The 20,764-nt window shown below is 43.9% G+C and carries 23 protein-coding genes and 4 riboswitches; of the genes, 8 read left to right on the top strand and 15 right to left on the bottom strand.

Annotation, left to right across the window (positions count from 1 at the left end; translation table 11 throughout):
- Positions 1-199: 199 nt before the first annotated feature.
- Both P8596_RS19270 and P8596_RS19275 read right to left on the bottom strand, forming a co-directional pair.
- Positions 200-1,273 (bottom strand): tetraprenyl-beta-curcumene synthase family protein, encoded by a 1,074-nt coding sequence (locus P8596_RS19270; protein ID WP_279724758.1) that lies wholly within the window; start codon positions 1,271-1,273, stop codon positions 200-202.
- Between the two features lie 13 nt (positions 1,274-1,286).
- Complete coding sequence (locus tag P8596_RS19275) at positions 1,287-2,090, bottom strand: alpha/beta hydrolase (protein ID WP_224522118.1); 804 nt, start codon at positions 2,088-2,090, stop codon at positions 1,287-1,289.
- 84 nt (positions 2,091-2,174) lie between these two features.
- Between P8596_RS19275 and P8596_RS19280 the strand changes: the two genes are divergently transcribed.
- Entirely contained in the window at positions 2,175-2,690 is a 516-nt protein-coding gene (locus P8596_RS19280; RefSeq protein WP_034765544.1) for a gamma carbonic anhydrase, read from the top strand.
- 113 nt (positions 2,691-2,803) lie between these two features.
- Here the strand turns inward: P8596_RS19280 and metK are convergent, their stop codons facing one another.
- Positions 2,804-4,006, bottom strand: a complete 1,203-nt coding sequence (gene metK, locus P8596_RS19285) for a methionine adenosyltransferase (protein ID WP_229594245.1) — start codon at positions 4,004-4,006, stop codon at positions 2,804-2,806.
- A gap of 215 nt (positions 4,007-4,221) precedes the next feature.
- Positions 4,222-4,365, bottom strand: a riboswitch (SAM riboswitch).
- Positions 4,366-4,685: 320 nt separating this feature from the next.
- On the opposite strand from metK, the gene pckA reads away from it, so the two are divergent.
- Positions 4,686-6,275, top strand: coding sequence for a phosphoenolpyruvate carboxykinase (ATP) (pckA, locus tag P8596_RS19290; RefSeq protein ID WP_224522116.1), 1,590 nt, complete (start codon positions 4,686-4,688; stop codon positions 6,273-6,275).
- A gap of 61 nt (positions 6,276-6,336) precedes the next feature.
- On the opposite strand, the gene P8596_RS19295 is transcribed toward pckA, so the two are convergent.
- Positions 6,337-6,486, bottom strand: a complete 150-nt coding sequence (locus P8596_RS19295; protein ID WP_106298475.1) for a lmo0937 family membrane protein — start codon at positions 6,484-6,486, stop codon at positions 6,337-6,339.
- Positions 6,487-6,668: 182 nt separating this feature from the next.
- On the opposite strand from P8596_RS19295, the gene P8596_RS19300 reads away from it, so the two are divergent.
- Positions 6,669-7,460, top strand: a complete 792-nt coding sequence (locus tag P8596_RS19300; protein ID WP_279724759.1) for a GNAT family N-acetyltransferase — start codon at positions 6,669-6,671, stop codon at positions 7,458-7,460.
- A 39-nt stretch (positions 7,461-7,499) separates the two neighbouring features.
- Here P8596_RS19300 and P8596_RS19305 read toward each other — a convergent pair whose 3' ends face one another.
- The 5 genes from P8596_RS19305 to P8596_RS19325 all read right to left on the bottom strand — a co-directional run bounded on the left by P8596_RS19305 (position 7,500) and on the right by P8596_RS19325 (position 14,306).
- A complete protein-coding gene (locus P8596_RS19305) occupies positions 7,500-8,060 on the bottom strand; it encodes a biotin transporter BioY (RefSeq protein WP_034765532.1) in 561 nt (186 codons plus the stop codon).
- A 361-nt stretch (positions 8,061-8,421) separates the two neighbouring features.
- Positions 8,422-10,713, bottom strand: a complete 2,292-nt coding sequence (metE, locus tag P8596_RS19310) for a 5-methyltetrahydropteroyltriglutamate--homocysteine S-methyltransferase (protein ID WP_279727035.1) — start codon at positions 10,711-10,713, stop codon at positions 8,422-8,424.
- 158 nt (positions 10,714-10,871) lie between these two features.
- A riboswitch (cobalamin riboswitch) is annotated at positions 10,872-11,056 on the bottom strand.
- Positions 11,057-11,127: 71 nt separating this feature from the next.
- Positions 11,128-11,238, bottom strand: a riboswitch (SAM riboswitch).
- A 95-nt stretch (positions 11,239-11,333) separates the two neighbouring features.
- Entirely contained in the window at positions 11,334-11,531 is a 198-nt protein-coding gene (locus tag P8596_RS19315; RefSeq protein WP_279724761.1) for a hypothetical protein, read from the bottom strand.
- Positions 11,509-13,266 carry a phosphomethylpyrimidine synthase ThiC gene (thiC, locus tag P8596_RS19320; protein ID WP_279724762.1) on the bottom strand — a complete coding sequence of 586 codons (1,758 nt, stop codon included), beginning with the start codon at positions 13,264-13,266 and terminating at the stop codon, positions 11,509-11,511. Before thiC ends, P8596_RS19315 begins: the two co-directional genes overlap by 23 nt.
- 149 nt (positions 13,267-13,415) lie before the next feature.
- A riboswitch (TPP riboswitch) is annotated at positions 13,416-13,532 on the bottom strand.
- A gap of 81 nt (positions 13,533-13,613) precedes the next feature.
- Positions 13,614-14,306: a copper homeostasis protein CutC gene (locus P8596_RS19325; RefSeq protein WP_279724763.1), complete on the bottom strand. Its 693-nt coding sequence runs from the start codon at positions 14,304-14,306 to the stop codon at positions 13,614-13,616.
- Between the two features lie 140 nt (positions 14,307-14,446).
- Between P8596_RS19325 and P8596_RS19330 the strand changes: the two genes are divergently transcribed.
- Positions 14,447-14,779, top strand: coding sequence for a hypothetical protein (locus P8596_RS19330; RefSeq protein WP_279724765.1), 333 nt, complete (start codon positions 14,447-14,449; stop codon positions 14,777-14,779).
- A 39-nt stretch (positions 14,780-14,818) separates the two neighbouring features.
- Here P8596_RS19330 and P8596_RS19335 read toward each other — a convergent pair whose 3' ends face one another.
- Both P8596_RS19335 and P8596_RS19340 read right to left on the bottom strand, forming a co-directional pair.
- On the bottom strand, positions 14,819-15,061 hold the full coding sequence (locus P8596_RS19335) for a DUF2584 domain-containing protein (protein ID WP_079534072.1): 243 nt from the start codon (positions 15,059-15,061) through the stop codon (positions 14,819-14,821).
- A gap of 26 nt (positions 15,062-15,087) precedes the next feature.
- A complete protein-coding gene (locus P8596_RS19340) occupies positions 15,088-15,858 on the bottom strand; it encodes an alpha/beta hydrolase family protein (protein WP_224522326.1) in 771 nt (256 codons plus the stop codon).
- A 243-nt stretch (positions 15,859-16,101) separates the two neighbouring features.
- Here P8596_RS19340 and P8596_RS19345 point away from each other — a divergent pair, with 243 nt between their 5' ends.
- From P8596_RS19345 to P8596_RS19355, 3 genes are all read left to right on the top strand, one after another.
- The gene (locus P8596_RS19345; RefSeq protein ID WP_279727036.1) at positions 16,102-17,058 is read left to right on the top strand and encodes an ABC transporter substrate-binding protein; all 957 of its coding nucleotides are present in this window, start codon (positions 16,102-16,104) and stop codon (positions 17,056-17,058) included.
- A 69-nt stretch (positions 17,059-17,127) separates the two neighbouring features.
- On the top strand, positions 17,128-17,904 hold the full coding sequence (locus P8596_RS19350) for an ABC transporter ATP-binding protein (protein ID WP_279724767.1): 777 nt from the start codon (positions 17,128-17,130) through the stop codon (positions 17,902-17,904).
- A complete protein-coding gene (locus P8596_RS19355) occupies positions 17,885-18,685 on the top strand; it encodes an ABC transporter permease (RefSeq protein WP_034765514.1) in 801 nt (266 codons plus the stop codon). Before P8596_RS19350 ends, P8596_RS19355 begins: the two co-directional genes overlap by 20 nt.
- On the opposite strand, the gene ytkD is transcribed toward P8596_RS19355, so the two are convergent.
- The 3 genes from ytkD to P8596_RS19370 form a co-directional block, all read right to left on the bottom strand.
- On the bottom strand, positions 18,675-19,148 hold the full coding sequence (ytkD, locus tag P8596_RS19360; RefSeq protein WP_279724771.1) for an RNA deprotection pyrophosphohydrolase: 474 nt from the start codon (positions 19,146-19,148) through the stop codon (positions 18,675-18,677). The genes P8596_RS19355 and ytkD overlap by 11 nt on opposite strands.
- 94 nt (positions 19,149-19,242) lie before the next feature.
- Positions 19,243-19,581, bottom strand: coding sequence for a hypothetical protein (locus P8596_RS19365; RefSeq protein WP_034765509.1), 339 nt, complete (start codon positions 19,579-19,581; stop codon positions 19,243-19,245).
- A 56-nt stretch (positions 19,582-19,637) separates the two neighbouring features.
- Positions 19,638-20,027: a phage holin family protein gene (locus P8596_RS19370; protein WP_224522110.1), complete on the bottom strand. Its 390-nt coding sequence runs from the start codon at positions 20,025-20,027 to the stop codon at positions 19,638-19,640.
- A 211-nt stretch (positions 20,028-20,238) separates the two neighbouring features.
- Between P8596_RS19370 and P8596_RS19375 the strand changes: the two genes are divergently transcribed.
- Positions 20,239-20,484 carry a DUF6154 family protein gene (locus P8596_RS19375; RefSeq protein ID WP_060672906.1) on the top strand — a complete coding sequence of 82 codons (246 nt, stop codon included), beginning with the start codon at positions 20,239-20,241 and terminating at the stop codon, positions 20,482-20,484.
- 56 nt (positions 20,485-20,540) lie between these two features.
- On the opposite strand, the gene P8596_RS19380 is transcribed toward P8596_RS19375, so the two are convergent.
- Positions 20,541-20,723, bottom strand: a complete 183-nt coding sequence (locus P8596_RS19380; protein ID WP_224522109.1) for a hypothetical protein — start codon at positions 20,721-20,723, stop codon at positions 20,541-20,543.
- Positions 20,724-20,764 lie beyond the last annotated feature (41 nt).

Genomic DNA, 20,764 nt, shown 5'->3' on the forward strand with positions numbered 1-20,764 from the left:
AGTCAAAAGGATCCATGTACACTCGACGCAAATAAAGGACTATTGTCACAAAAATAGAAAAATCAACAAAAAATTTATGTATAAATATGGGATTTTTAGTCGTATATTGGATAACCATGTCCAACTTTGGTTGGGCAAAACAGACAGAAAAAGGGACGGACCTCCGAAGTATTTCGGAGGTCCGTCCCTCGATCGTCTATTAAGATGTTTTTTTGCGGTTTCTCCATTTGCGGTAGATTTTCCCGTTCAGGTAGAAGAATTTGGTGATCCAGCCGGCTTCTCTGATGAATTGTTTGGAGAAGGATTGGACGCTTGCCTGTTTACTTGCTTTGTCGTCAGACAGGTAGACGCCGATGAGTCCTTTATTGATCAAACGGTGAAAGTGAGCATGGGGAAGCTCATGGGTATGTTCGTCGGCCTTCTGCAGAAAATGGATGAGACGCTCTTTTAAATGCTCATCATTTTCATAGTAAAAGCAGAAGTTCAAATCTCCCCCTTCCCGGTCCTCATCCTGATCGATGAAGTAATCGAGAAGGATATGTAATCCCTGTATATACGGGAAATAGCCCCGCTTGATTTTCTCCGTATACGAAGGCTTGAAGTCACTTCGATTGGCATAAGATACCAAGCAGAAGATGCCAAGGGTCGAACCTGAACAAGCGGAAAACTCATACCAGTCCATTTCAGGCAGGTTCGGGCGGTGGGTTTCAAACCATCCTTGAAGCCTGGCCACCCTCTCTTCTTTCTTCACGTGTTTATGTATCTGCAGATCACAATAATACTCACACAGTTCAAGGAGATCATCCTTGATGCTTTCGTAATGGCGTAAGCTGCGCAAAACGGATTGACATGTCAGGACCAGATCCCTCAGGTATCCTCCATCATCCTGGTCCCTTCTTAAAGCATAATAATTGACAGGTTCTGCCCCCACCGTCAAGGAATCCTTCATGGACTGATGCAGGAGGGCAAAGTCATCGGGATCAAGGGACACACTGCGATCGCACAGATTATCCAGGTAATCGCTGATCGTCTGATACGCGACGATGAACCGGATCGTATCTGCTTTATGCTCCAATGCCAGAAGGGAAAGGATCGATCCTCCCTCGCAATGGAATGTTTTATGCTGGATGCTCGCAAGTGCCTGATTCCTCAGTTCCTGATTCGGTATTGTTTCCGCCCGCTTTTTCCAGCCGTCCAATTCTTCGTGCACGATGGGAAAAACGGTGCGGTACACTCTTGTCATTAATGAAAAGGGATCACTTGGTATCGACATTTCATCACCTCTTTTACAAAATGTATCCCAGCGCTTTCAATCTGCTTTCAATGAAGATCTTAGAATACTCATAGATCTCTTCTCTTTCAGGTTCATTATAAATTTCATGATAGCACTTTGGCCATTCTTTGTAATGCATTTCAGATAATGACAGCTCATTAAACCATTTTTTCACTGTCTTTTTTTCGACGATTTTATCATCCCCTGCCTGCATCACAAGCAATGGGACGTCTGGCATTTTTTCCAGGTTGGCAAATGCTTGCTTCATCGCCTGTACAAGCTCCCTGTACCAGCGGACAGATACTTTCGTGATATAAAGCGTATCATTGCTGTCGATTTCCCGGACATCTGCGTTTCGGGTCGCCATATCGATGGTTAATCCTGACGGGAACTTCACCATCGGAGCGATTTTATTTAAACCGAGGGATAATAGCTCGACCGGTTTAGCCGGGGTCGTAACCAATCCTAAACACGGCGAGGATAAAATGACACCTGCTACGTTCACATGGGATTCCTGCAGGAGTCGTATGGCGATTAGCCCGCCCATACTATGGCCGATCACAAAGACGGGCAGTTCAAATTGATAGGCTGCCTGGACCCAGTCCTTCACTTCCACAATGTATTCATCAAAGGAATCGATATGTCCCCTTTGGCTTCTTGACGTCATTCCCTGACCGGGTAAGTCACCCATGACGACGTGAAAGCCTGATGCACGCCACATTTCAATGAGCCAACCATATCTTCCGTGATGTTCCATCGCTCCATGAATGATGACGATGACTGCCTTTGCCTCTTGATCTGATTCCCATTTCCACATGGCAATTCCTCCTTTGTAGTTCTCTCCATGAATGAATTCTGCTACCATTATTATAATAAATATTATTGAAAGGGGTAGTAAAAAATGCTCTATCCGTATTATGATAAGAAACCCATCATCGCCCGTTCGGCATTCATCGCCGATTATGTCACCATTTCAGGGGACGTGGAGATCGGTGAAGAATCAAGTATCTGGTTCAATACCGTCATCAGGGGGGATGTCGCTCCCACAAAAATCGGGGATAAAGTAAATATACAGGATAACTCCATTCTCCATCAGAGTCCAAATAACCCTCTTATCCTTGAAGATGAAGTGACCGTCGGCCATGGGGTGATCCTACATAGCTGCAAAATCAGGAAAAAGGCATTGATTGGCATGGGCTCCATCATTCTTGATAATGCCGAAATCGGCGAAGGGGCGTTCATCGGAGCCGGAAGCCTTGTCCCACAAGGGAAGGTCATCCCGCCAAATACCCTTGCATTCGGACGGCCGGCAAAAGTCGTGAGGGAGCTCAATGAGCACGATATCAGTGAAATGAAGCGCATTTCAAGAGAATACGCAGAAAAAGGACAATATTATAAGAACATCAAACCGTTTTAACTTCCTATACTTGGGATACCCCATCCTCCTTGAGAATACTCATGGAAGATTTTCTTTTGATCATCAACAAAAAGACCAACACCCCAAAGAGTGTTGGTCTCTTCTATCTTTCCTTATTCGCCTAATGCTTCTGCTTTCAACGCATCCGCTTTGTTTGTGCGTTCCCAAGGAAGATCAAGATCGTTACGGCCGAAGTGTCCGTAAGCAGCTGTCTGCTTGTAGATCGGACGACGAAGGTCAAGCATCTTGATGATTCCTGCAGGACGAAGGTCAAAGTTATTGCTCACAACGTCAATTAATACATCTTCTGACACTTTCCCTGTTCCAAATGTATCAACGGAGATGGATACGGGCTTCGCCACACCGATTGCATACGCTAATTGAACTTCACATTTCTCAGCAAGTCCCGCTGCCACGATGTTCTTCGCTACATAGCGCGCTGCATAAGCCGCTGAACGGTCCACTTTCGTTGCATCCTTACCAGAGAAGGCACCGCCACCGTGACGTGCGTATCCGCCATATGTGTCAACGATGATTTTACGTCCTGTCAGACCTGCATCACCTTGTGGTCCACCGATTACGAAGCGGCCAGTCGGGTTGATGAAATATTTCGTTTCTTCATCGATCAGTTCTTTCGGTACAACCGGGTCGATGACATATTCTTTCAGGTTGCGTTGGATTTGCTCAAGCGTCACTTCAGGGTGATGCTGAGTAGAGATGACGATCGTGTCGATGCGGACCGGCTTATCGTTTTCATCGTATTCAACGGTTACTTGTGTTTTTCCATCCGGACGAAGGTAAGGAAGGATCTCTTCTTTACGTACTTCCGTTAAACGACGGGAGATTTTGTGGGCAAGGGAAATCGGAAGAGGCATAAGCTCTTTCGTTTCATTACAAGCGAATCCGAACATCAATCCTTGGTCACCTGCACCGATTGCATCGATTTCTTCATCCGTCATTTGACCTTCACGGGCCTCAAGGGCCTGATCGACACCTTGAGCGATATCGGCAGACTGCTCATCAATGGAAGTCAGAACTGCACATGTTTCAGCATCAAAGCCGTATTTCGCACGGGTATAGCCAATTTCACGGATCGTTTCACGAACGATTTTCGGGATATCAACATACGTATTCGTAGTGATTTCACCTGCAACAAGCACAAGACCCGTTGTGACAGACGTTTCACACGCTACACGTGCATTCGGATCATTGGTCAGAATTGCATCAAGAATTGAATCAGAAATTTGGTCACAAATTTTATCTGGATGTCCTTCGGTTACGGACTCAGATGTAAACAGACGACGTTTAGTTGACATCAAGGTTCCTCCTTAAGCATATTTGTCAGAACAATTCTTCTGACAAAACAGTAAACAGATACGGTACTCATTTCCCTAAGTAGTATGAAGTAAACATGATTCTTTTATAAATAAATCATGATTTATGTGCATGTGGTCCACTATAAACAGAAAAAACCCTTCCTCGTGGAAAAAGTTTCAGAGGAAAGGTTTCAGATCATAGCCGCGCCTTTTCTCTCTTATCGTTCAAGGTTTTAGAGACCTTGCCTCAGTTTAGCACCTTCGCTTAATCGGATTCATTAAAGAAATGGATCCATTCACTATTTAGCAGGTTGCTGGGTTTCATAGGGTCTGCTCCCTCCACCAGCTCAGGATAAGAGTATCCGTTCAAGGAACAATGATAACGGTTAGGACAAGTGGTGTCAACTTTTTTTGAGTGACAGGTTTAACCATTCATTTCGTGGTTTCAGCCTGTTTTTTTATCATGTACATAACCTAATGGGGTAATGAGGCTAATCATTGCGAGGTGCATTTCATATAAATAAGAAGAAACAAGCTTTATTCGGTCAAGAAATGTGACAAAATGAAGACACATTATAAAATTAAATAAATAGTATAGACTAATAGCTTGATTGTGTTATACTATTTTTGTAAAGTAAACGATACCATTTAAATAAATTTATATAAAGGAAGGGTTCGAATGAATTCAGTGAGCATGTCTAATGAATTAACGGAATTACTTAATGGTCAAAACATCCAGGAACAATTATCTGTTTCTCAACTAGTCGAAAAGGTCCTTCAACGAAATGAAGGCGTTTTAACTTCATCAGGTGCAATCAGAGCAGAAACTGGTAAATACACAGGACGCTCTCCTAAAGATAAATTTATTGTAGAAGAACCAACGACGAAAGATAAAATCGAATGGGGTTCTGTCAATCAGCCGATCTCTTCGGAATCATTCGATAAATTATATACAAAAGTCATCGAATACTTAAAAGAAAAAGAAGAAGTATTTTCATTTAAAGGGTTCGCAGGGGCAGACCCGAAACATAGACTACCGATCCAGGTGATCAATGAGTTTGCCTGGCATAATCTGTTTGCCCACCAATTATTCATCCGCCCGGAAACAGAAGAGTTAAAAGATCATCAATCTGAATTCACCGTCATTTCAGCACCGAACTTCAAGGCTGATCCAGAAGTGGATGGCACTCACTCTGAAACGTTCATCATCGTTTCATTTGAAAAACGGATCGTGTTGATCGGCGGTACGGAATATGCCGGTGAAATGAAGAAATCCATCTTCTCGGTCATGAACTATGTACTTCCTGAATCCGACATCCTTTCCATGCACTGTTCTTCAAACGTTGGACGCGAAGGCGATGTAGCGTTGTTCTTCGGATTATCCGGTACTGGTAAAACGACTTTATCCGCAGATCCAAACCGCCGTTTGATCGGTGATGATGAGCACGGATGGTCCCCGAACGGCGTATTCAATATCGAAGGCGGATGCTATGCTAAGTGCATCGGGCTTACACGTGAAAAAGAACCTCAGATCTTTGATGCGATCCGTTTCGGTTCGGTACTTGAAAATGTCGTTCTTGATGACATGTCCCGCATCGCGGATTATGATGATAACACTTTAACAGAAAACACGCGTGCTGCCTACCCCCTTCAAGCGATGGAAAACATCGTGGAACCAAGTATCGCAGGACACCCAAATACGATTGTTTTCTTAACAGCTGATGCTTTCGGCGTATTACCTCCGATCAGCAAGCTGACAAAAGAACAGGCAATGTATCATTTCTTAAGTGGATATACATCGAAGCTTGCAGGTACGGAGCGTGGAATCACTTCACCACAGGCAACTTTCTCAACTTGCTTTGGATCTCCATTCCTTCCGCTTCCTGCCACTCGTTACGCAGAAATGCTCGGTAAGAAGATCGATGAGCACAATGCACAGGTATTCCTCGTGAATACAGGTTGGACCGGCGGAGAATACGGAGTGGGGAATCGCATGAAGCTTTCCTACACCCGCGCCATGATACAGGCGGCACTTGAGGGTGAACTTACGAATGTGGAAACGGCAACAGACGAGATTTTCGGTCTGAACATCCCGGTTCACGTTCCTGGCGTTCCAGACGAAGTACTTCAACCTAAGAAAACATGGTCCAATGAAGCGGCTTATGAAGTCAAAGCAAAAGAACTTGCTCACAAATTCAACGAGAACTTCAAGAAATTCTCGAACGTCCCTTCTGACATCGAACAAAAAGGCGGCCCGTCCGTTAAATAAATCTCTTAACTAACATACAAAGGTCCGTCCCTCACGATTGAGGGACGGACCTTTGTTATCGTTATAGCCCTTTTTTCCGGCCGGTGATTCTGTTGAATAAGAATACGACAACGGCGATGATCAGTAGAACATGGATGACGGCTCCACCGATTTTAAAGATCAATCCTAGTAACCAAAGAACTAATAAGATTCCGATGATGGTCCAAAGCATGTGTGCTCCTCCTTAGAACTGTTATAGAAAAACGAGTATTGCTCATAAGTTTCCCTAAAAGATGAAATTTAAAACCACTACCATTTCCCTATTCTTTTTTTCGATTCCAAAGTAAAATAACACTTTACTAAATATTACTAATTTTGGTATGATTATGATTAAATTTTACAGGGGGAATTGAGATGATCAGACAGCTTACAGAGAAAGATCATGTTATTTGTCAGCGACTCATTCAGCAGCAGCCTGCTGAGAACTTGTTCATCATCGGGGACATCGAAGCCTTTGGGTTTGAACAGGATTTCCAGAAGATTTGGGGAGATTTTGATGAGGAAGGAAATCTCCGGGGGATCCTCCTCAAATACAGAGAAAATTTCATCCCTTATTCCATGGGGGATTTTGACGCAGAAGGCTTTGCCGCCATTATCAACGAAACAAAAGACTACAGCATCGTTTCAGGATTGAAACGGATTGTCACTGAAGTTGAACCCTTCTTATCCAGGGAAATCAATTCGAAAAGACATATGTATTACGCCAAATGTGACAGTGCATCCTCCATGGAAGACCGGGAGCTTCCTCATGTGAAAGAAGCTTCTTTCACCGATCTGCCGCAACTCGTGGAGCTGTTGAACGCTATCCCGGAATTCAGCGGAGGAGACTTTACCGTAGAGAAAAGAAAGCATGGGATGGAAAAGGGCGTAGCCCGCAGTTACTATGTAGAAGAGGACGGAAAGTTCGTTTCTTCCGCTTCCACAACAGCTGAAAACAGCATGTCCGCCATGATCGTCGCCGTATGCACACATCCCCAATACAAGAAAAAGGGCTACGCAACAGAGTGCATGACAAAGCTTTGCCGTGACGTGTTGAACGAAGGAAAAGAACTATGCCTCTTTTATGACAATCCTGAAGCAGGAAAAATTTATAAGCGTATCGGCTTTAAAGACATCGGCTATTGGTCAATGTATAAATTCAACTAAAAAAAAGTGGATTCCTAAAAATAGGAGTCCACTTTTCTATTATGCTGCCACGTTCCGGTTCTGGATCAATTTCGCCTGTACCAAGCGTTTTCTCACTGTGATTCCAATCCAGCTTGCCAGGAATGCTTTAATGAGTCCCACGACGATAAACGGATAAACCCCCGCTGCCATCGCCTGACTCCAGCCAAGATCCGCCACAAATTTCAGTTGGATGGTCCCAAGAATTAACGTGATGATCATGCCGACGGTGTTGGCGATCATCGCCATCGGAATCGTAAATCTCGTTTTTTCAAGAATGAGTCCTGTAAAGTAAGCCGCAATGATAAACCCGAAGATATAGCCTCCGGTCGGACCGACCAGGACTTGTGCCCCTCCACTGAAACCGGCAAACACCGGGACCCCTACCGCGCCCAGTGCCGCATAGCATATCAGGGACAGCGCCCCGTATCTGCTTCCAAGTATCGTAGCCGTGATCCCGACAGCCAGGGTTTGGCCGCTGATGGGAACGAGTGGCAGTGGTATTTCAATCTGTGCGAAAATTCCTGTCATGGCAGCAAAGATGGCACAGTGAATGATCATCCGCAGTTTTTCTCCATTCATGTTAAAATCCCCCTTGTATGTAAACCCTATATAACAATAAGTTAACACAAAGTCTAGGATTTAGGGAAGAACTTTTTGCCCTCCATCTAATCAAATCGACTTTTAATTTTAACTAGGGGCATATATGTTACAGATTTTTTTACATGCCTCAAGCCTCAATGCCGTTCTCAATGATATTCTACCCTGCTCTAATTCATCTTCCCCTTTGTCACTAATCATATATAGAAAAGTGCGGTCAGGGCATCGTTCATTGTACACCTGTATGATTCTTCCTATAGCTATGTATGACAACTTTTGAGCTCCTTTCAAAAAGCTTTACAGGGAAAGACGCAATTCAACGATTGAATTGCGTCACCTCCCTTTATGATTCTCTCTTTACCAGTAATTCCTTCCGAACATGTTTCGCTGCTTCCACCATCACTTTAAGCGATGAAATGGTTTCAGGTATCCCCCGTGTTTTCAATCCGCAATCAGGGTTGATCCAGAATTGTTTTGGATCCAGCACCTGTAAAGATCGTCTAATATGCGAAATGATCTCCTCACGATCAGGGATAAAGGGACTGTGAATATCGTAAACGCCCAATCCTATCCCTTTGTCGTACCTATTTTCTTGAAATACATTGATTAATTCACCATGACTCCTTGAGGTTTCGATGGAGAGTACATCAGCATCAAGGTTACGGATTGCTTCAATGATATCTTCAAAATCAGAGTAACACATATGAGTATGAATTTGAGTTTCATTTTGCACCGATGATGTGGCTAACTTAAATGAAAAGACCGCAGCCTGTAAATATTCTTCCCACCGTTCCTTTTTTAAGGGTAAACCCTCTCTAAGTGCCGGTTCGTCTACCTGGATCATCCATATTCCCTCATCTTCGAGTGACTCAATCTCTTTCCGAAGAGAGAGCGCTATTTGATTAGCTACTATATAGCGGGGAATGTCATTCCGAACAAAGGACCAGTTTAGAATGGTAATAGGGCCCGTTACCATTCCCTTTACCGGTTTATCAGTTAGAGATTGGGCATACACGGTTTCTTTAACTGTCATCGGCTCTTTGAAATTCACATCCCCATAAATGATTGGAGGCTTCACACATCTGGACCCGTAGGATTGGACCCATCCGAATGTAGTGAAGTGAAATCCCTCTAGTTTCTCACCGAAAAATTCCACCATATCGGTCCGTTCAAATTCTCCATGTACAAATACGTCCAGGCCGATTTCTTCCTGAATGTCGATCCACCGCTTTATTTCTGCACGAATGAACCGTTGATACTCACCCTCATCAAGCTCTCCATTACGCCACTTCTTCCTTTGTCTTCTTACCTCCCTTGTCTGAGGGAAGCTGCCAATTGTGGTAGTGGGAAGAAGAGGGAGCTTTGACTGTGCTACCATGCGAATCGAAAATGGAGATTTTCGTCCGACATCTAATGGATTCAATCCTTTTAACTTATCTTGAACAGATGGTTTGTTTCTATTTGGCGATGTATGTAAGTCACTTATGGACTTCAAACATTCATCCACATCACTCTGCACTCTCCATATTCCTTCCCCGAGGGCTCTTGTTAGGAGGACGACTTCCTGCAATTTCTCATCAGCAAATGAAATACCATTACGAAGCGTTTTATCCAAAGTTTCTTCATTCCGCACGGTCACCGGTACATGGAGCAAACTGGATGATGGCTGAATGATTAAGCGGTCCTTTGGTACATAATCAGTCAATTCAGATAAAAATGAATGGGCTTCAACAAGATTCGTCCTCCAGATATTCCTGCCGTCCACAACTCCTGCTGCCAGAATTTTATCTTTAGGGAAACCGTTTTGCTTTAGTGCAGCCATATTCTCTCCCCGGTCATATATAAAATCCATACCTATCCCGTCTACAGGAATGGCTGTCACCTCTTTATAGTGTTCTAAATGATCAAAATAGGTTTGAAGAATAATCTTTACATCAGGAGCGGCTTTCTTTAATCTTCCGTAAATTTCGGTAAATCGATCAATCTCTTGTTTTGTGATGGAAGCACACAGGATCGGCTCGTCGATCTGCACCCATTCTACTCCCTCTTCCTGCAATTCTCGCAAGATCCCGGCATATAAAGGCACAAAGTCGTTTACGATTGATTGATAGTCTACTTCATAATATCCTTTAGATAATTTCACGAAGGTGAATGGACCCACTATTACCGGCTTCCCCTTAATACCAAGCTTTTCTTTCGCTTCCTTGTAATAGAATAGCGGACGATTTTCCACCAGTTGAGGTACGGATTCCCCAAGTTCCGGGACAATATAATGATAATTGGTGTTAAACCATTTCGTCATTTCTGATGCTGCTGCCCCCTTTGCCCCCCTTGCCATTTCAAAATACGTATCCAGACTGACTTTCCCGCCTTTATAGTGAAATCTGTCGGGAACGATTCCGAACATGGCCGCAGTATCAAGTACATGATCATATAAGCTGAAATCCCCGAGTGGAATCAAATCCACCCCTTGATCCAGCTGCTTCTTCACATGATCCAGGCGAATGTTCTCTATTTGTTCCAGGAAGGAATCTTCGTCAACCTTACCTGCCCAATATTCTTCCAATGTCTTTTTCCACTCACGATTTTCTCCAATCCTCGGATACCCTAAACTCGAACTCATGACCTTACTCATCATTCACACTCCCCATCTTTATCATCTTTAGTACGTAGTCCCAACAAAAAAATCTCCCTTTCAAATGAAAGAGAGATTCATACGCATATCTAACTAGAGTCGAGACAAACTGATATCCTCAACACGTATTCCTCACCCCTCTCTATATCCACGTAGAGCATAAGCGCATACAACAGGCAGGTCTCCTGACTTAGGTTCACAGCTTCTTATCCCTTCCCATTTCAACAGAAATAGTGGTTGAATGATAAGTCGCTCCCCGTTACAGTGGCGGGACCGCGCCGGATTTTCACCGGTCTTCCCTTTTAGCTGAGAGTGTCTCAGCACCTATTGCATTGGTCTATTTAATTTTTCTTTCAAAAAAACGTAAAACCCTCTCTAACTACTGTAGAGAGGGTTTCATGTTAATAGAATCCTCTCTTATTTTCCAAAGCCGTTTGCTTTGCAGGAATTAGCACCTTTTCAACAATTCCGTTGAATGGTTGCCGGGTTTCACAGGGCCAGTCCCTCCACCTCTCTCAATAAGAGTTTCACATATTCATTTACTATTCTGAAATTTGTAATAATCGTAGCACGGTACATAAGAGCTGTCAAAAGAAATTCAATCAATAACTTACACTTTTCTAATAATAGGTACTTTCTACATAATGACATTTGATACAAGACCTTGTTACATCAGTCTCATAGAAGACATGCCTGCAGTTTTCCTGAATGCTCTTCACTTCTTTTTCGAGTTGGGTGATTTTCTGATTGAGCTTTATGATCTCATACTTCAATTTGAGGACATGACAGGTAGGTTTATCGATAGATGTTTGATCCATTTTCCACAAACTCCTTCGATTTTTCTTTCAATCCTTTTTCTATTTCCTTATGAACATCATCAATGCTATTCTGCTCCATTCCCCTTATATCATGTGATATTCTCATTGAACAAAATTTCGGTCCACACATTGAACAAAAATGGGCCGTTTTTGCCCCTTCTGCAGGAAGTGTTTCATCATGATACTCCCTTGCACGTTCCGGGTCCAGGGATAAATTAAATTGGTCATTCCATCTAAATTCAAATCGAGCCTTAGAAACGGCATTATCCCTTACTTGTGCCCCTGGATGCCCTTTCGCCAAATCCGCTGCGTGTGCGGCGATTTTATAAGCAATGACACCCTCTCGCACATCATCTTTATTCGGTAATCCCAGATGCTCTTTCGGTGTTACATAGCACAGCATAGCTGTTCCAAACCAACCGATCATGGCAGCCCCTATGGCGGAAGTAATGTGATCATACCCCGGTGCAATATCTGTCGTTAATGGCCCCAGGGTATAAAAAGGAGCTTCATGACAGATTTCCATTTGCTTATCCACATTCTCTTTAATCATATGCATAGGTACATGACCAGGGCCTTCAATCATCACCTGTACATCATGCTTCCAAGCAATTTTGGTTAGCTCACCCAATGTTTCAAGCTCGGCAAACTGTGCTTCATCATTCGCATCAGCAATTGATCCGGGCCTTAAACCATCTCCTAGGGAAACGGAGATATCATAGGCTTTTAAAATCTTACATATATCTTCAAAATGTGAATAAAGAAAATTCTCTTTATGATGGGCAAGACACCATTGTGCCATGATTGAACCTCCGCGCGATACGATTCCCGTTGTACGATTAGCCGTCAGGTGAATATAGCGCAATAATACACCTGCATGGATGGTGAAGTAATCAACACCTTGCTCCGCCTGTTCGATCAATGTATCCCTATACACATCCCATGTCAGATTCTCTGCAATCCCGTTAACCTTTTCAAGTGCTTGATAAATCGGTACGGTACCTACAGGGACAGGCGAATTTCGAATGACCCACTCCCTTGTTGTATGGATGTTTTTTCCTGTTGATAAGTCCATTATGGTGTCGGCACCCCAGCGAGTTGCCCACGTCATTTTCTCCACTTCTTCTTCAACGGATGAGGATACGGCCGAGTTTCCGATATTGGCGTTTATTTTCACATGAAAGTGACGACCGATGATCATCGGTTCACATTCAGGATGATTGATATTAGCAGGAATGATGGCCCTGCCATTTGCTACTTCTTCTCTGACAAATGAAGGATCCATCTTTTCCCGGATAGCAATGAACTCCATTTCCGGTGTAATGATTCCTTTTTTCGCATAATGCATTTGAGTCACATTACGACCCGTTTTTGCACGCATTGGGGTACGTTTGATAGTTGGGAACGACTCTACGTTTGCACTGGGACCTTCTCCTTTATAACCGTTATCTTTCGGTTTGATTTCACGTCCCGGGTAAGCCCGGACATCCTGACGTTCCAAGATCCATTCTGTGCGGACAGAAGGTAATCCTTTCTTAATATCGACATGGTAATGCTCATCTGTATAAGGTCCGCTTGTATCATATACTCGAACAGGTTCATTCTCTTCCACACCTAAGGCAACATTCGTCCTGCTCAGTTCAATTTCTCTCATCGGTACATTTATGTCAGGCCTTGATCCTCCAACATATACTTTTTTACTGTTTGTAAATTGCGATTTCAATTTGATTGCCATTTTACTTCTCCTCCTTTTGATTGGATCCAGAAGTTACTGCGTCAGGCATCCCCCTTTGTTCAAAAAATAGGACATGGAGACACAAAAAAAGGCCCTGAAAAATCAGAACCCGAGATGTCAAAAAGTAGTATGCGCTAAAATACACACGAAGCGCATCCGTACTACTTCCCTACGCTGGTATCATCCAGATCAGGTTCAAAGGGTCAAAGAACTTATGCGTTCTTCTCTCAGTCCAAGCAATGTATCGGACTCCCCTAGTAGAAATATTGATAGTATGATGTTGTATTACATACTATTTTTACCATAATTCATTCTTTTTTTATATAGTAGTATAGTAACAATTCAAATTAGGACATGATCGCACGTTTGATTTCCATTACCTTTTCAGAGTCTATTCCGAATTCAAAGCTCCCCCTATGACGGGCACCTGATCCTACATGATATTCTCTTGCATTTAGCTTGCTGTGTATTTCTCTTATGTTTTTCACATTTAAACCTGAACCCGGCATAATAATGGGACCACCCATTTTCTCTATTTCTCTCATTTCACCAATCATATCCAACCCCTTACTCACTTCAGACCTTCCCCCTGATGTGAGAATTCGATCAACATTTATGCCTGAATGGAATATTCTTTTACATAAGGCTACTGGATCACCTGACACATCGATAGCTCGATGAAAAGTAATCGATTGACCTTTGGCATTTTGTACGATTTCGTTTAAAGCATGTGAATCAAGCTTCCCATCATTGGATAATGCGCCAAAAACGATACCCCGTCCACCCATTTCAACTATGGTTCTAACTTGTTCGGCCATGGTATGCAATTCATCAGACTGATACGAGAAAGATTTACTATGTAATCGGATCATAATCTGAACAGGAATCGAAACAGCTCTTAATACTTTTTCTATCACATGAAAATCAGGCGTTAATCCTCCCTCGTGTATGGCAGACACTAATTCTAGTCTGTCTGCTCCGGATGCTTCTGCCACTCTCGCTTCTTCCTCATTTAATACAATCACTTCCAGTATACTCATGTTGATTTCTCCTAACCTCATAGTGTTCCCTATACTTTATCATATGTAGAAAATGAATCGGATTGTCCAAAAAACAAACATGTTACCGTACAAACTTGAATATCCTTTGAATATGTGCCGAATGGAAAAGGAGGAGAAACATGAAGCGTCTGGTATTCTTACTATTATGTGTATTCCTATTGAGTGCCTGCGGGGAGAAGAAACCTGCATCGTATGAATTATGCGGGTATGGGGATATGATGGTCGTGAACGACAAAGAATATGTGAAGGTATCTGCCGAGAAGAAACTCACCCTTCAGAAAAAGGTGGGATCCATTAAAGAAAAGATCGAAACCAAGTATCACCCCGTCAATAATTTCACCGCCAATACGCTGGCGGAAGGTACCCCCATTTATAGCGTAAAAGACCACAAGAACTATCTAATCGCGCAAACGAAGGATAATCGCTACCTGCTATATGAGGAAATCAAATAAAACGGAAGGCTGTAAGCATTTGTTTACAGCCTTCCGTTTTCAATTGGTGGAATTGAGGGAAATGAGCCGGTAGACGATCGTCGTCTTCTCATCCTTCCACTCCATCTTTTCAATTCTCCCGAAACCACTCGGATCACTGTGCTTCGTTTTTTTCACATCTATGGGAAGATGCATCGGATAGAGGCGGTATCCGTCCTTTTGAAGCTGAAACAGATTCTCTTCTTTTCTCACTTCTTTTCCTTTTGTCACAATCATCGTATTTAACTCAAGACCCATGCCCATCTTATATGACCTCAATCCTTATTAGTTTATTGACTTTTCATCCATGATGCCAGCAGGGAAACGATCTCTTGATTCTTCCGTGGCGGAAAGTAGTGCGTAAACTCTTTGAAATAATGGGACGAAACCCGTTTCCCGAGCTCCTTCAATCGTTTTTCTAATCTATATGCATGCTCGACGGAAACGTTCTGATCTTTTTCCCCGTGAATGATCAAGACCGGCGCTTCAAGGTTTTCAAGTGAATACAGGGGAGTCCTCCATTGGTATCGTTCGGGCACTTTATTCGGACTTCCCCCGATCACCCTCTTCATCATTCTCCGCATGTCCTTTCGTTCGTCATACGTCAAGAACATATCAGACACACCTCCCCATGTGACGATGGATGTCACGTCCTTCGACTCGATCCCTGCCATCAGGGCCATGACACCGCCCCTCGAGAAGCCGAAAACATGGATACGATTCTTTGCGACCCGGGAGTGATTTTTCAACAGTTCTACGCCTGCAACAGCATCTTCACGGTCATCCCCGGCGAAATCTTCATTCCCTTCTCCCCCCAGGTTCCCCCTGTAATATGGCGCAAACACGATGAATCCGTGTGATGCAAACTGAGCGATCCTGGCGGGCCTGACCATGCCGACACCTTTGATCCCTCCCCTTAAATAAAGGAAACCGTCGTATGTACCCTTTAAAACAGGCTCAGCCAGTAAGCCCTTCACCCTCAGTCCCGAGGATATATAGGTAATTTCATATAATTCGACATGTGGGTTCGGAGAGGGAAACAACGTTTTCTTCACGATCATTCCGTTCTTCATATTCTCTTCCTTTCAAAACGTGCTATGGGTATTCACACATTTTTTATACTCTACATAGACTATTTTAGCAAATTGCATTCACGTTGCTTTATGACCATCCTACCCTACTGCCAACTAAATAAACAAGGCAGGGCTGCACTCATCCCGACTACTGATTACGTGGAAAAGTAAAGGAGGAAGATTAAATTGAAAAAATGGCTTCGAAGCGGTTTAGGTGTATTCCTCATTCTTATGCTGACCATTGGATTGACTGCATGTGGAGAAAAAGAGGAGGCTGTCCAGAAGGTTCGTGTAGCGGAAGTGACCCGCTCTATTTTTTACGCACCTGAATATGTAGCGATTGAAAAAGGATTCTTTAAGGAAGAAGGACTCGACATCGAACTGACCACCACATGGGGAGGGGATAAAACAATGACCACCCTATTATCAAACGGTGCGGATGTCGCATTGGTCGGCTCTGAAACGTCCATCTACGTCCATGCACAAGGATCGGATGATCCCGTCATCAACTTCGCTCAATTAACCCAAACCGACGGTACGTTTCTCGTCTCCAGGGAAAAGGTGGAGAACTTCGAATGGGATCAGTTGAAGGGTTCGACCTTCCTTGGCCAGCGTAAAGGCGGCATGCCGCAAATGGTCGGGGAATTCGTGTTAAAGAATCACGGCATCGACCCTCAGAACGATTTGAACCTGATTCAGAACATTGATTTCGCCAATATTGCCAATGCCTTTGCATCCGGTACCGGCGACTACGTCCAATTATTCGAACCGACCGCCTCTATCTTCGAACAAGAAGGCAAAGGCCATATCGTCGCTTCCTTTGGGACCGAATCAGGGCATGTGCCGTATACAACCTTCATGGCGAAAGACAGTTATATGAAAGAAAACAAAGAAACGGTGGAGAAATTCACGAAAGCCCTTTACAAAGCCCAGCAATGGGTGGAAGAACATTCAGCGGCCGACATCGCCAAAGTGATTGAGCCATATTTTGAAGATACGGAAGTGGACCTGATTGAAACGGTTGTCGACCGGTATAAATCACAAGGATCCTTCGCAACAGACCCGATCCTGGATGAAGAAGAGTGGAACAATCTTCAGGCCATCATGGATGAAGCAGGTGAACTCCCTCAGTCCATTGATCACAAAACGCTCGTAAACACTTTCATCGCTGAAAAAGCAGCAAAGTAGCAATACCCGGGGGCTGACACATGTCAGCCCTTCCGTTATAAAAAAATTCGAAAATGGAGGCTTAAAACAGTGAACTTTCTATCGATCGATTCCGTCCACCACACCTACTTCTCACCGAAAACGGCCACCCATGCCCTCACAGACATAACATTACAGGTAGAGGAAGGGGAATTCGTCTCATTCATCGGTCCATCGGGGTGCGGAAAGACGACGCTGCTTTCCATCATTGCCGGTCTCATTCAACCGACAGAAGGAACCGTCACCTTACACAATAAGCCCATCAGGAAGATGAAGAAGAAATTGGGATACATGCTTCAGCAGGACTATCTGTTTCCGTGGAAGACGATTGAAGAGAATATTTTCCTCGGTTTGGCCATTATGGGGAACCTGACAGAGGATAAAAGAAAAGAAGCACATGCTTTATTGAAGGAAATGGGCCTTGAGGGTGTAGAGACATCCTACCCACGGGAATTGTCAGGGGGAATGCGGCAACGGGTCGCACTGATCCGGACACTCATCACCGAGCCTCAACTGCTTCTCCTGGATGAACCTTTCTCTGCACTTGATTATCAAACGAAATTGAAGTTAGAGGATCTGGTATTTTCCACTTTGAAGTCCTTCGGGAAAACGGCCATCCTCGTCACACATGATATCGGGGAAGCAATCTCCATGAGTGACCGCATCATTTTATTCGGTTCGAAACCGGGGCGTGTTCATATCATATTCGAAGTGCCACAACCGTTAAAGGGGTTGATGCCTTTCGAGGTCAGAAATCATGAAGCGTATCCGGAATTTTTCCAAACGATTTGGAAGGAGCTTGAGAAACTTGAATCAAGAATCGATTAAACAAAAACACCAGGAATACATTCAATCATTGAAAAGGGAGCAGCGATGGGTTTGGTTTTATCAAGCCCTTATTTTCACCGTCTTCTTCTCACTGTGGGAGATCGCCAGCCGAAACAGCTGGGTGGACCCACTCATCTTCAGTTCGCCTTCGAAGATATGGAAGCTGTTTATCGTAAAGTTGGGGGACGGGAGCCTTTTAGCCAATCTGTCTGTGACCCTTGGTGAAACCGTCATCGGATTCATCCTCGGCACCCTGCTTGGGACCCTGCTTGCCGCTTTACTTTGGTGGTCTCCGTTTCTTTCGAAAGTATTGGACCCTTATCTTGTCATTCTGAACGCCATGCCTAAGGTCGCCCTGGGACCGATCCTGATTGTGGGGCTTGGGCCCGGCTTCACCTCCATCATTGCCATGGGGACCGTCATCTCTGTCATCATCACCACCATCGTCGTCTATACATCCTTTCGGGAAGTCGACCCGAACTACTTGAAGGTGATGCAGACATTCGGTGCGAAACGGGGACAGATGTTTAAAGAAGTCATCCTTCCCGCTTCCTTCCCTACGATCATTTCGACCTTGAAAGTCAATGTAGGGCTATCCTGGGTCGGTGTCATCGTCGGTGAATTCCTTGTGTCCGCCAAAGGTCTCGGATACATGATCATCTACGGATTCCAGGTCTTCAACTTCACCCTTGTCCTTCTCTCCCTACTCGTCATTGCCGTATTCGCAACCATTATGTATAAACTCGTGGAGCAGCTCGAGAAGAAATGGATCAAGTCATAAGATCGAGGTCTCTCACTCTTTTCAGGGCCGATTCCACCACCCGATCCTTCATGATGAAACTAAAGGAAAGGTCTTCGTGAATCTGTTTAAAATCACCGTCCCAAAGCACGGATCCTTCTGTTTCCAGGTAATCATCTTTTTGGATCATCTTTTCTGCTTCCGCAAAGAAAATCGTTTTGACAAATGGAGTATGGTCAAACACCTTATATTCCCCAATGAAAAGAGGCTCTTTGATCACTCCCCCCGTCTCTTCAAACGTTTCGCGAATCGCAGCTTCCTCCAGGGTCTCCCCCTTTTCCCTCTTTCCCCCTGGGAACTCGAGACCCCTTTTTTTATGACGGGTCAATAACCATTGGCCTTCATAGCGGCAGATCACAAGGACATGAGTGGATTCCTGTTGAAACTGCCCCTTATGAAAGGATAATTCCACTCTCTTGCCATTTTCATCTATAAACCGTTCCATCTACGTCACCTCATCCGTACACGCTTTCTTTCATCTAACCACAAATAAAAAGCATTGGTCCACAGATATCACTTCTGAACCAACACTTTTATCATTACTCGTGATCTTCATGGGGCTTGGAGTCGAGGATGCCTATGCTTTCGATGAAAGTCTTGACGTCTTCATCTCCCAGGCGGTGAAGCATTTCATACACTTGATGCAGGTTTTCATCATAGGCATCATTTTCCCGGTCAAAATGATATTGAACATATGGAACGTGAGCCCTGTAGAAATTTTGCCAGTCGACCGAATGATTGGAATCGAACACTTCCCGGAGCTGGGTGATTTCTTCATCGGTCGCAGATATTTTAAAGTTCCATTCGGAATCCGTCGAGCTTCTTGAAATTTCACCGGTGGCCACTTCAATATAATAATCATGTCGTTCTTCGCTCATCTTCCCACTCCTTCACTGTACTTACCCTTCATTTTCCTCAATTGACGGAATTCTATTCACTTGGATTTCTTCTTCAATACTTCAACCGCTTTCCGTAAAAATTCCGGTACGGGCACACCGGCTCTCCCGACATTCTCAATGATCGAAATCAACTCATTGCATAAATAAAAAATAATCGTCGCATTACGAATAAAGTGTTGATTTGTTAGTATAGTATCAATAAGGTGAGCAACGGTGACAAGCGAGAAAATAAGCACTTTCCGGCCGATTCCCTTCATCCCGAATTTGCTTGACAGTTCACCTTCTATCCCGCTCGCAATCATTCCTGTGAAGTAATCGAGGGTCACGGCAATCAACAGAAACGTAATCAGCATGTCCCACTCTCCGAATAAATTAAGAATAAGGGCACTGAGACCCGACCCAACGAACAGCAAGCTTTTCTCCAATTAAAGCATCTCCTTTTCGTAGTGGCTGGTTTTATCGCAGACAACCTTTTCATCACCAATGCAGCGACTTCGCTCCTGCTAAGGTAGCACGCCTTTACACGGTTAAAAAGTCCGATAAAAGGGTAAAGACAAATAAGAGTTGTCCTAGCATAATATGTAGAGTAATTCATAAACGTTCATGTTAAAATGAAACAAAAGGGAGGTGAAGTGCATGAAGTTAATCGAAGAGATTTATGAAATGTACCGTGGAAGAATCAAAGGTACCGACGAAGACTTAGACCTCATTGCCCTTACAATCTTAGAAGATACATCCAGGAACGAATTATTGGAAATGATCCAGGAAATGGAAACAGAAGAATTGCAATACTTCTTCCGCTTATACATATTTGAAACATTGAAAGAAAAATGGTCCAACAGCGAAGAACGGGTGAGACTGGAGAAGAAAAGCCTTCATTAAGCCGAAATCTTTTCGCAAAAAAAGCGTTGCCCCGATTAACCGGAGCAACGCTTTTTTCATCCTTTTATATCCACTGCATGTCCTTTACTTGGATGAGGAGCAGGTTGACTGGCCTGCAGATCCCTCATCATTACCGTGACCTGAGCCGTTTGAGTCGCCATCTGGCTCTTAAGCAGGTTCATGCTGAGCGTCCTCTGAAGCTCAGCCACCTGTTTTCCCATCATAGAAGACATTTCCATGGTATCTTCCCCCTCGCTTCGTCTTTCAAGGATCGTGCATA

This window comes from Rossellomorea sp. DA94 (assembly GCF_029834455.1).
In the GTDB taxonomy this organism is placed as follows: Bacteria; Bacillota; Bacilli; order Bacillales; family Bacillaceae_B; genus Rossellomorea; species Rossellomorea vietnamensis.

Excerpts from the sequence above, each read along its gene's own strand:
- P8596_RS19300 (WP_279724759.1), top strand. The coding sequence starts at position 6,669 with ATGATCAGACAGCTTACAGAGAAAGATCATGTTATTTGTCAGCGACTC.
- P8596_RS19305 (WP_034765532.1), bottom strand. The coding sequence starts at position 8,060 with ATGAATGGAGAAAAACTGCGGATGATCATTCACTGTGCCATCTTTGCT.
- P8596_RS19325 (WP_279724763.1), bottom strand. The coding sequence starts at position 14,306 with ATGAGTATACTGGAAGTGATTGTATTAAATGAGGAAGAAGCGAGAGTG.
- metK (WP_229594245.1), bottom strand. The coding sequence starts at position 4,006 with ATGTCAACTAAACGTCGTCTGTTTACATCTGAGTCCGTAACCGAAGGA.
- P8596_RS19275 (WP_224522118.1), bottom strand. The coding sequence starts at position 2,090 with ATGTGGAAATGGGAATCAGATCAAGAGGCAAAGGCAGTCATCGTCATC.
- P8596_RS19365 (WP_034765509.1), bottom strand. The coding sequence starts at position 19,581 with ATGAGCGAAGAACGACATGATTATTATATTGAAGTGGCCACCGGTGAA.
- metE (WP_279727035.1), bottom strand. The coding sequence starts at position 10,713 with ATGAGTAAGGTCATGAGTTCGAGTTTAGGGTATCCGAGGATTGGAGAA.
- P8596_RS19335 (WP_079534072.1), bottom strand. The coding sequence starts at position 15,061 with ATGGGCATGGGTCTTGAGTTAAATACGATGATTGTGACAAAAGGAAAA.
- P8596_RS19270 (WP_279724758.1), bottom strand. The coding sequence starts at position 1,273 with ATGTCGATACCAAGTGATCCCTTTTCATTAATGACAAGAGTGTACCGC.
- thiC (WP_279724762.1), bottom strand. The coding sequence starts at position 13,266 with ATGGCAATCAAATTGAAATCGCAATTTACAAACAGTAAAAAAGTATAT.
- P8596_RS19375 (WP_060672906.1), top strand. The coding sequence starts at position 20,239 with ATGAAGTTAATCGAAGAGATTTATGAAATGTACCGTGGAAGAATCAAA.
- P8596_RS19340 (WP_224522326.1), bottom strand. The coding sequence starts at position 15,858 with ATGATCGTGAAGAAAACGTTGTTTCCCTCTCCGAACCCACATGTCGAA.
- P8596_RS19315 (WP_279724761.1), bottom strand. The coding sequence starts at position 11,531 with ATGGATCAAACATCTATCGATAAACCTACCTGTCATGTCCTCAAATTG.
- P8596_RS19380 (WP_224522109.1), bottom strand. The coding sequence starts at position 20,723 with ATGGAAATGTCTTCTATGATGGGAAAACAGGTGGCTGAGCTTCAGAGG.
- P8596_RS19295 (WP_106298475.1), bottom strand. The coding sequence starts at position 6,486 with ATGCTTTGGACCATCATCGGAATCTTATTAGTTCTTTGGTTACTAGGA.
- ytkD (WP_279724771.1), bottom strand. The coding sequence starts at position 19,148 with ATGGAACGGTTTATAGATGAAAATGGCAAGAGAGTGGAATTATCCTTT.
- P8596_RS19280 (WP_034765544.1), top strand. The coding sequence starts at position 2,175 with ATGCTCTATCCGTATTATGATAAGAAACCCATCATCGCCCGTTCGGCA.
- pckA (WP_224522116.1), top strand. The coding sequence starts at position 4,686 with ATGAATTCAGTGAGCATGTCTAATGAATTAACGGAATTACTTAATGGT.
- P8596_RS19330 (WP_279724765.1), top strand. The coding sequence starts at position 14,447 with ATGAAGCGTCTGGTATTCTTACTATTATGTGTATTCCTATTGAGTGCC.
- P8596_RS19345 (WP_279727036.1), top strand. The coding sequence starts at position 16,102 with ATGCTGACCATTGGATTGACTGCATGTGGAGAAAAAGAGGAGGCTGTC.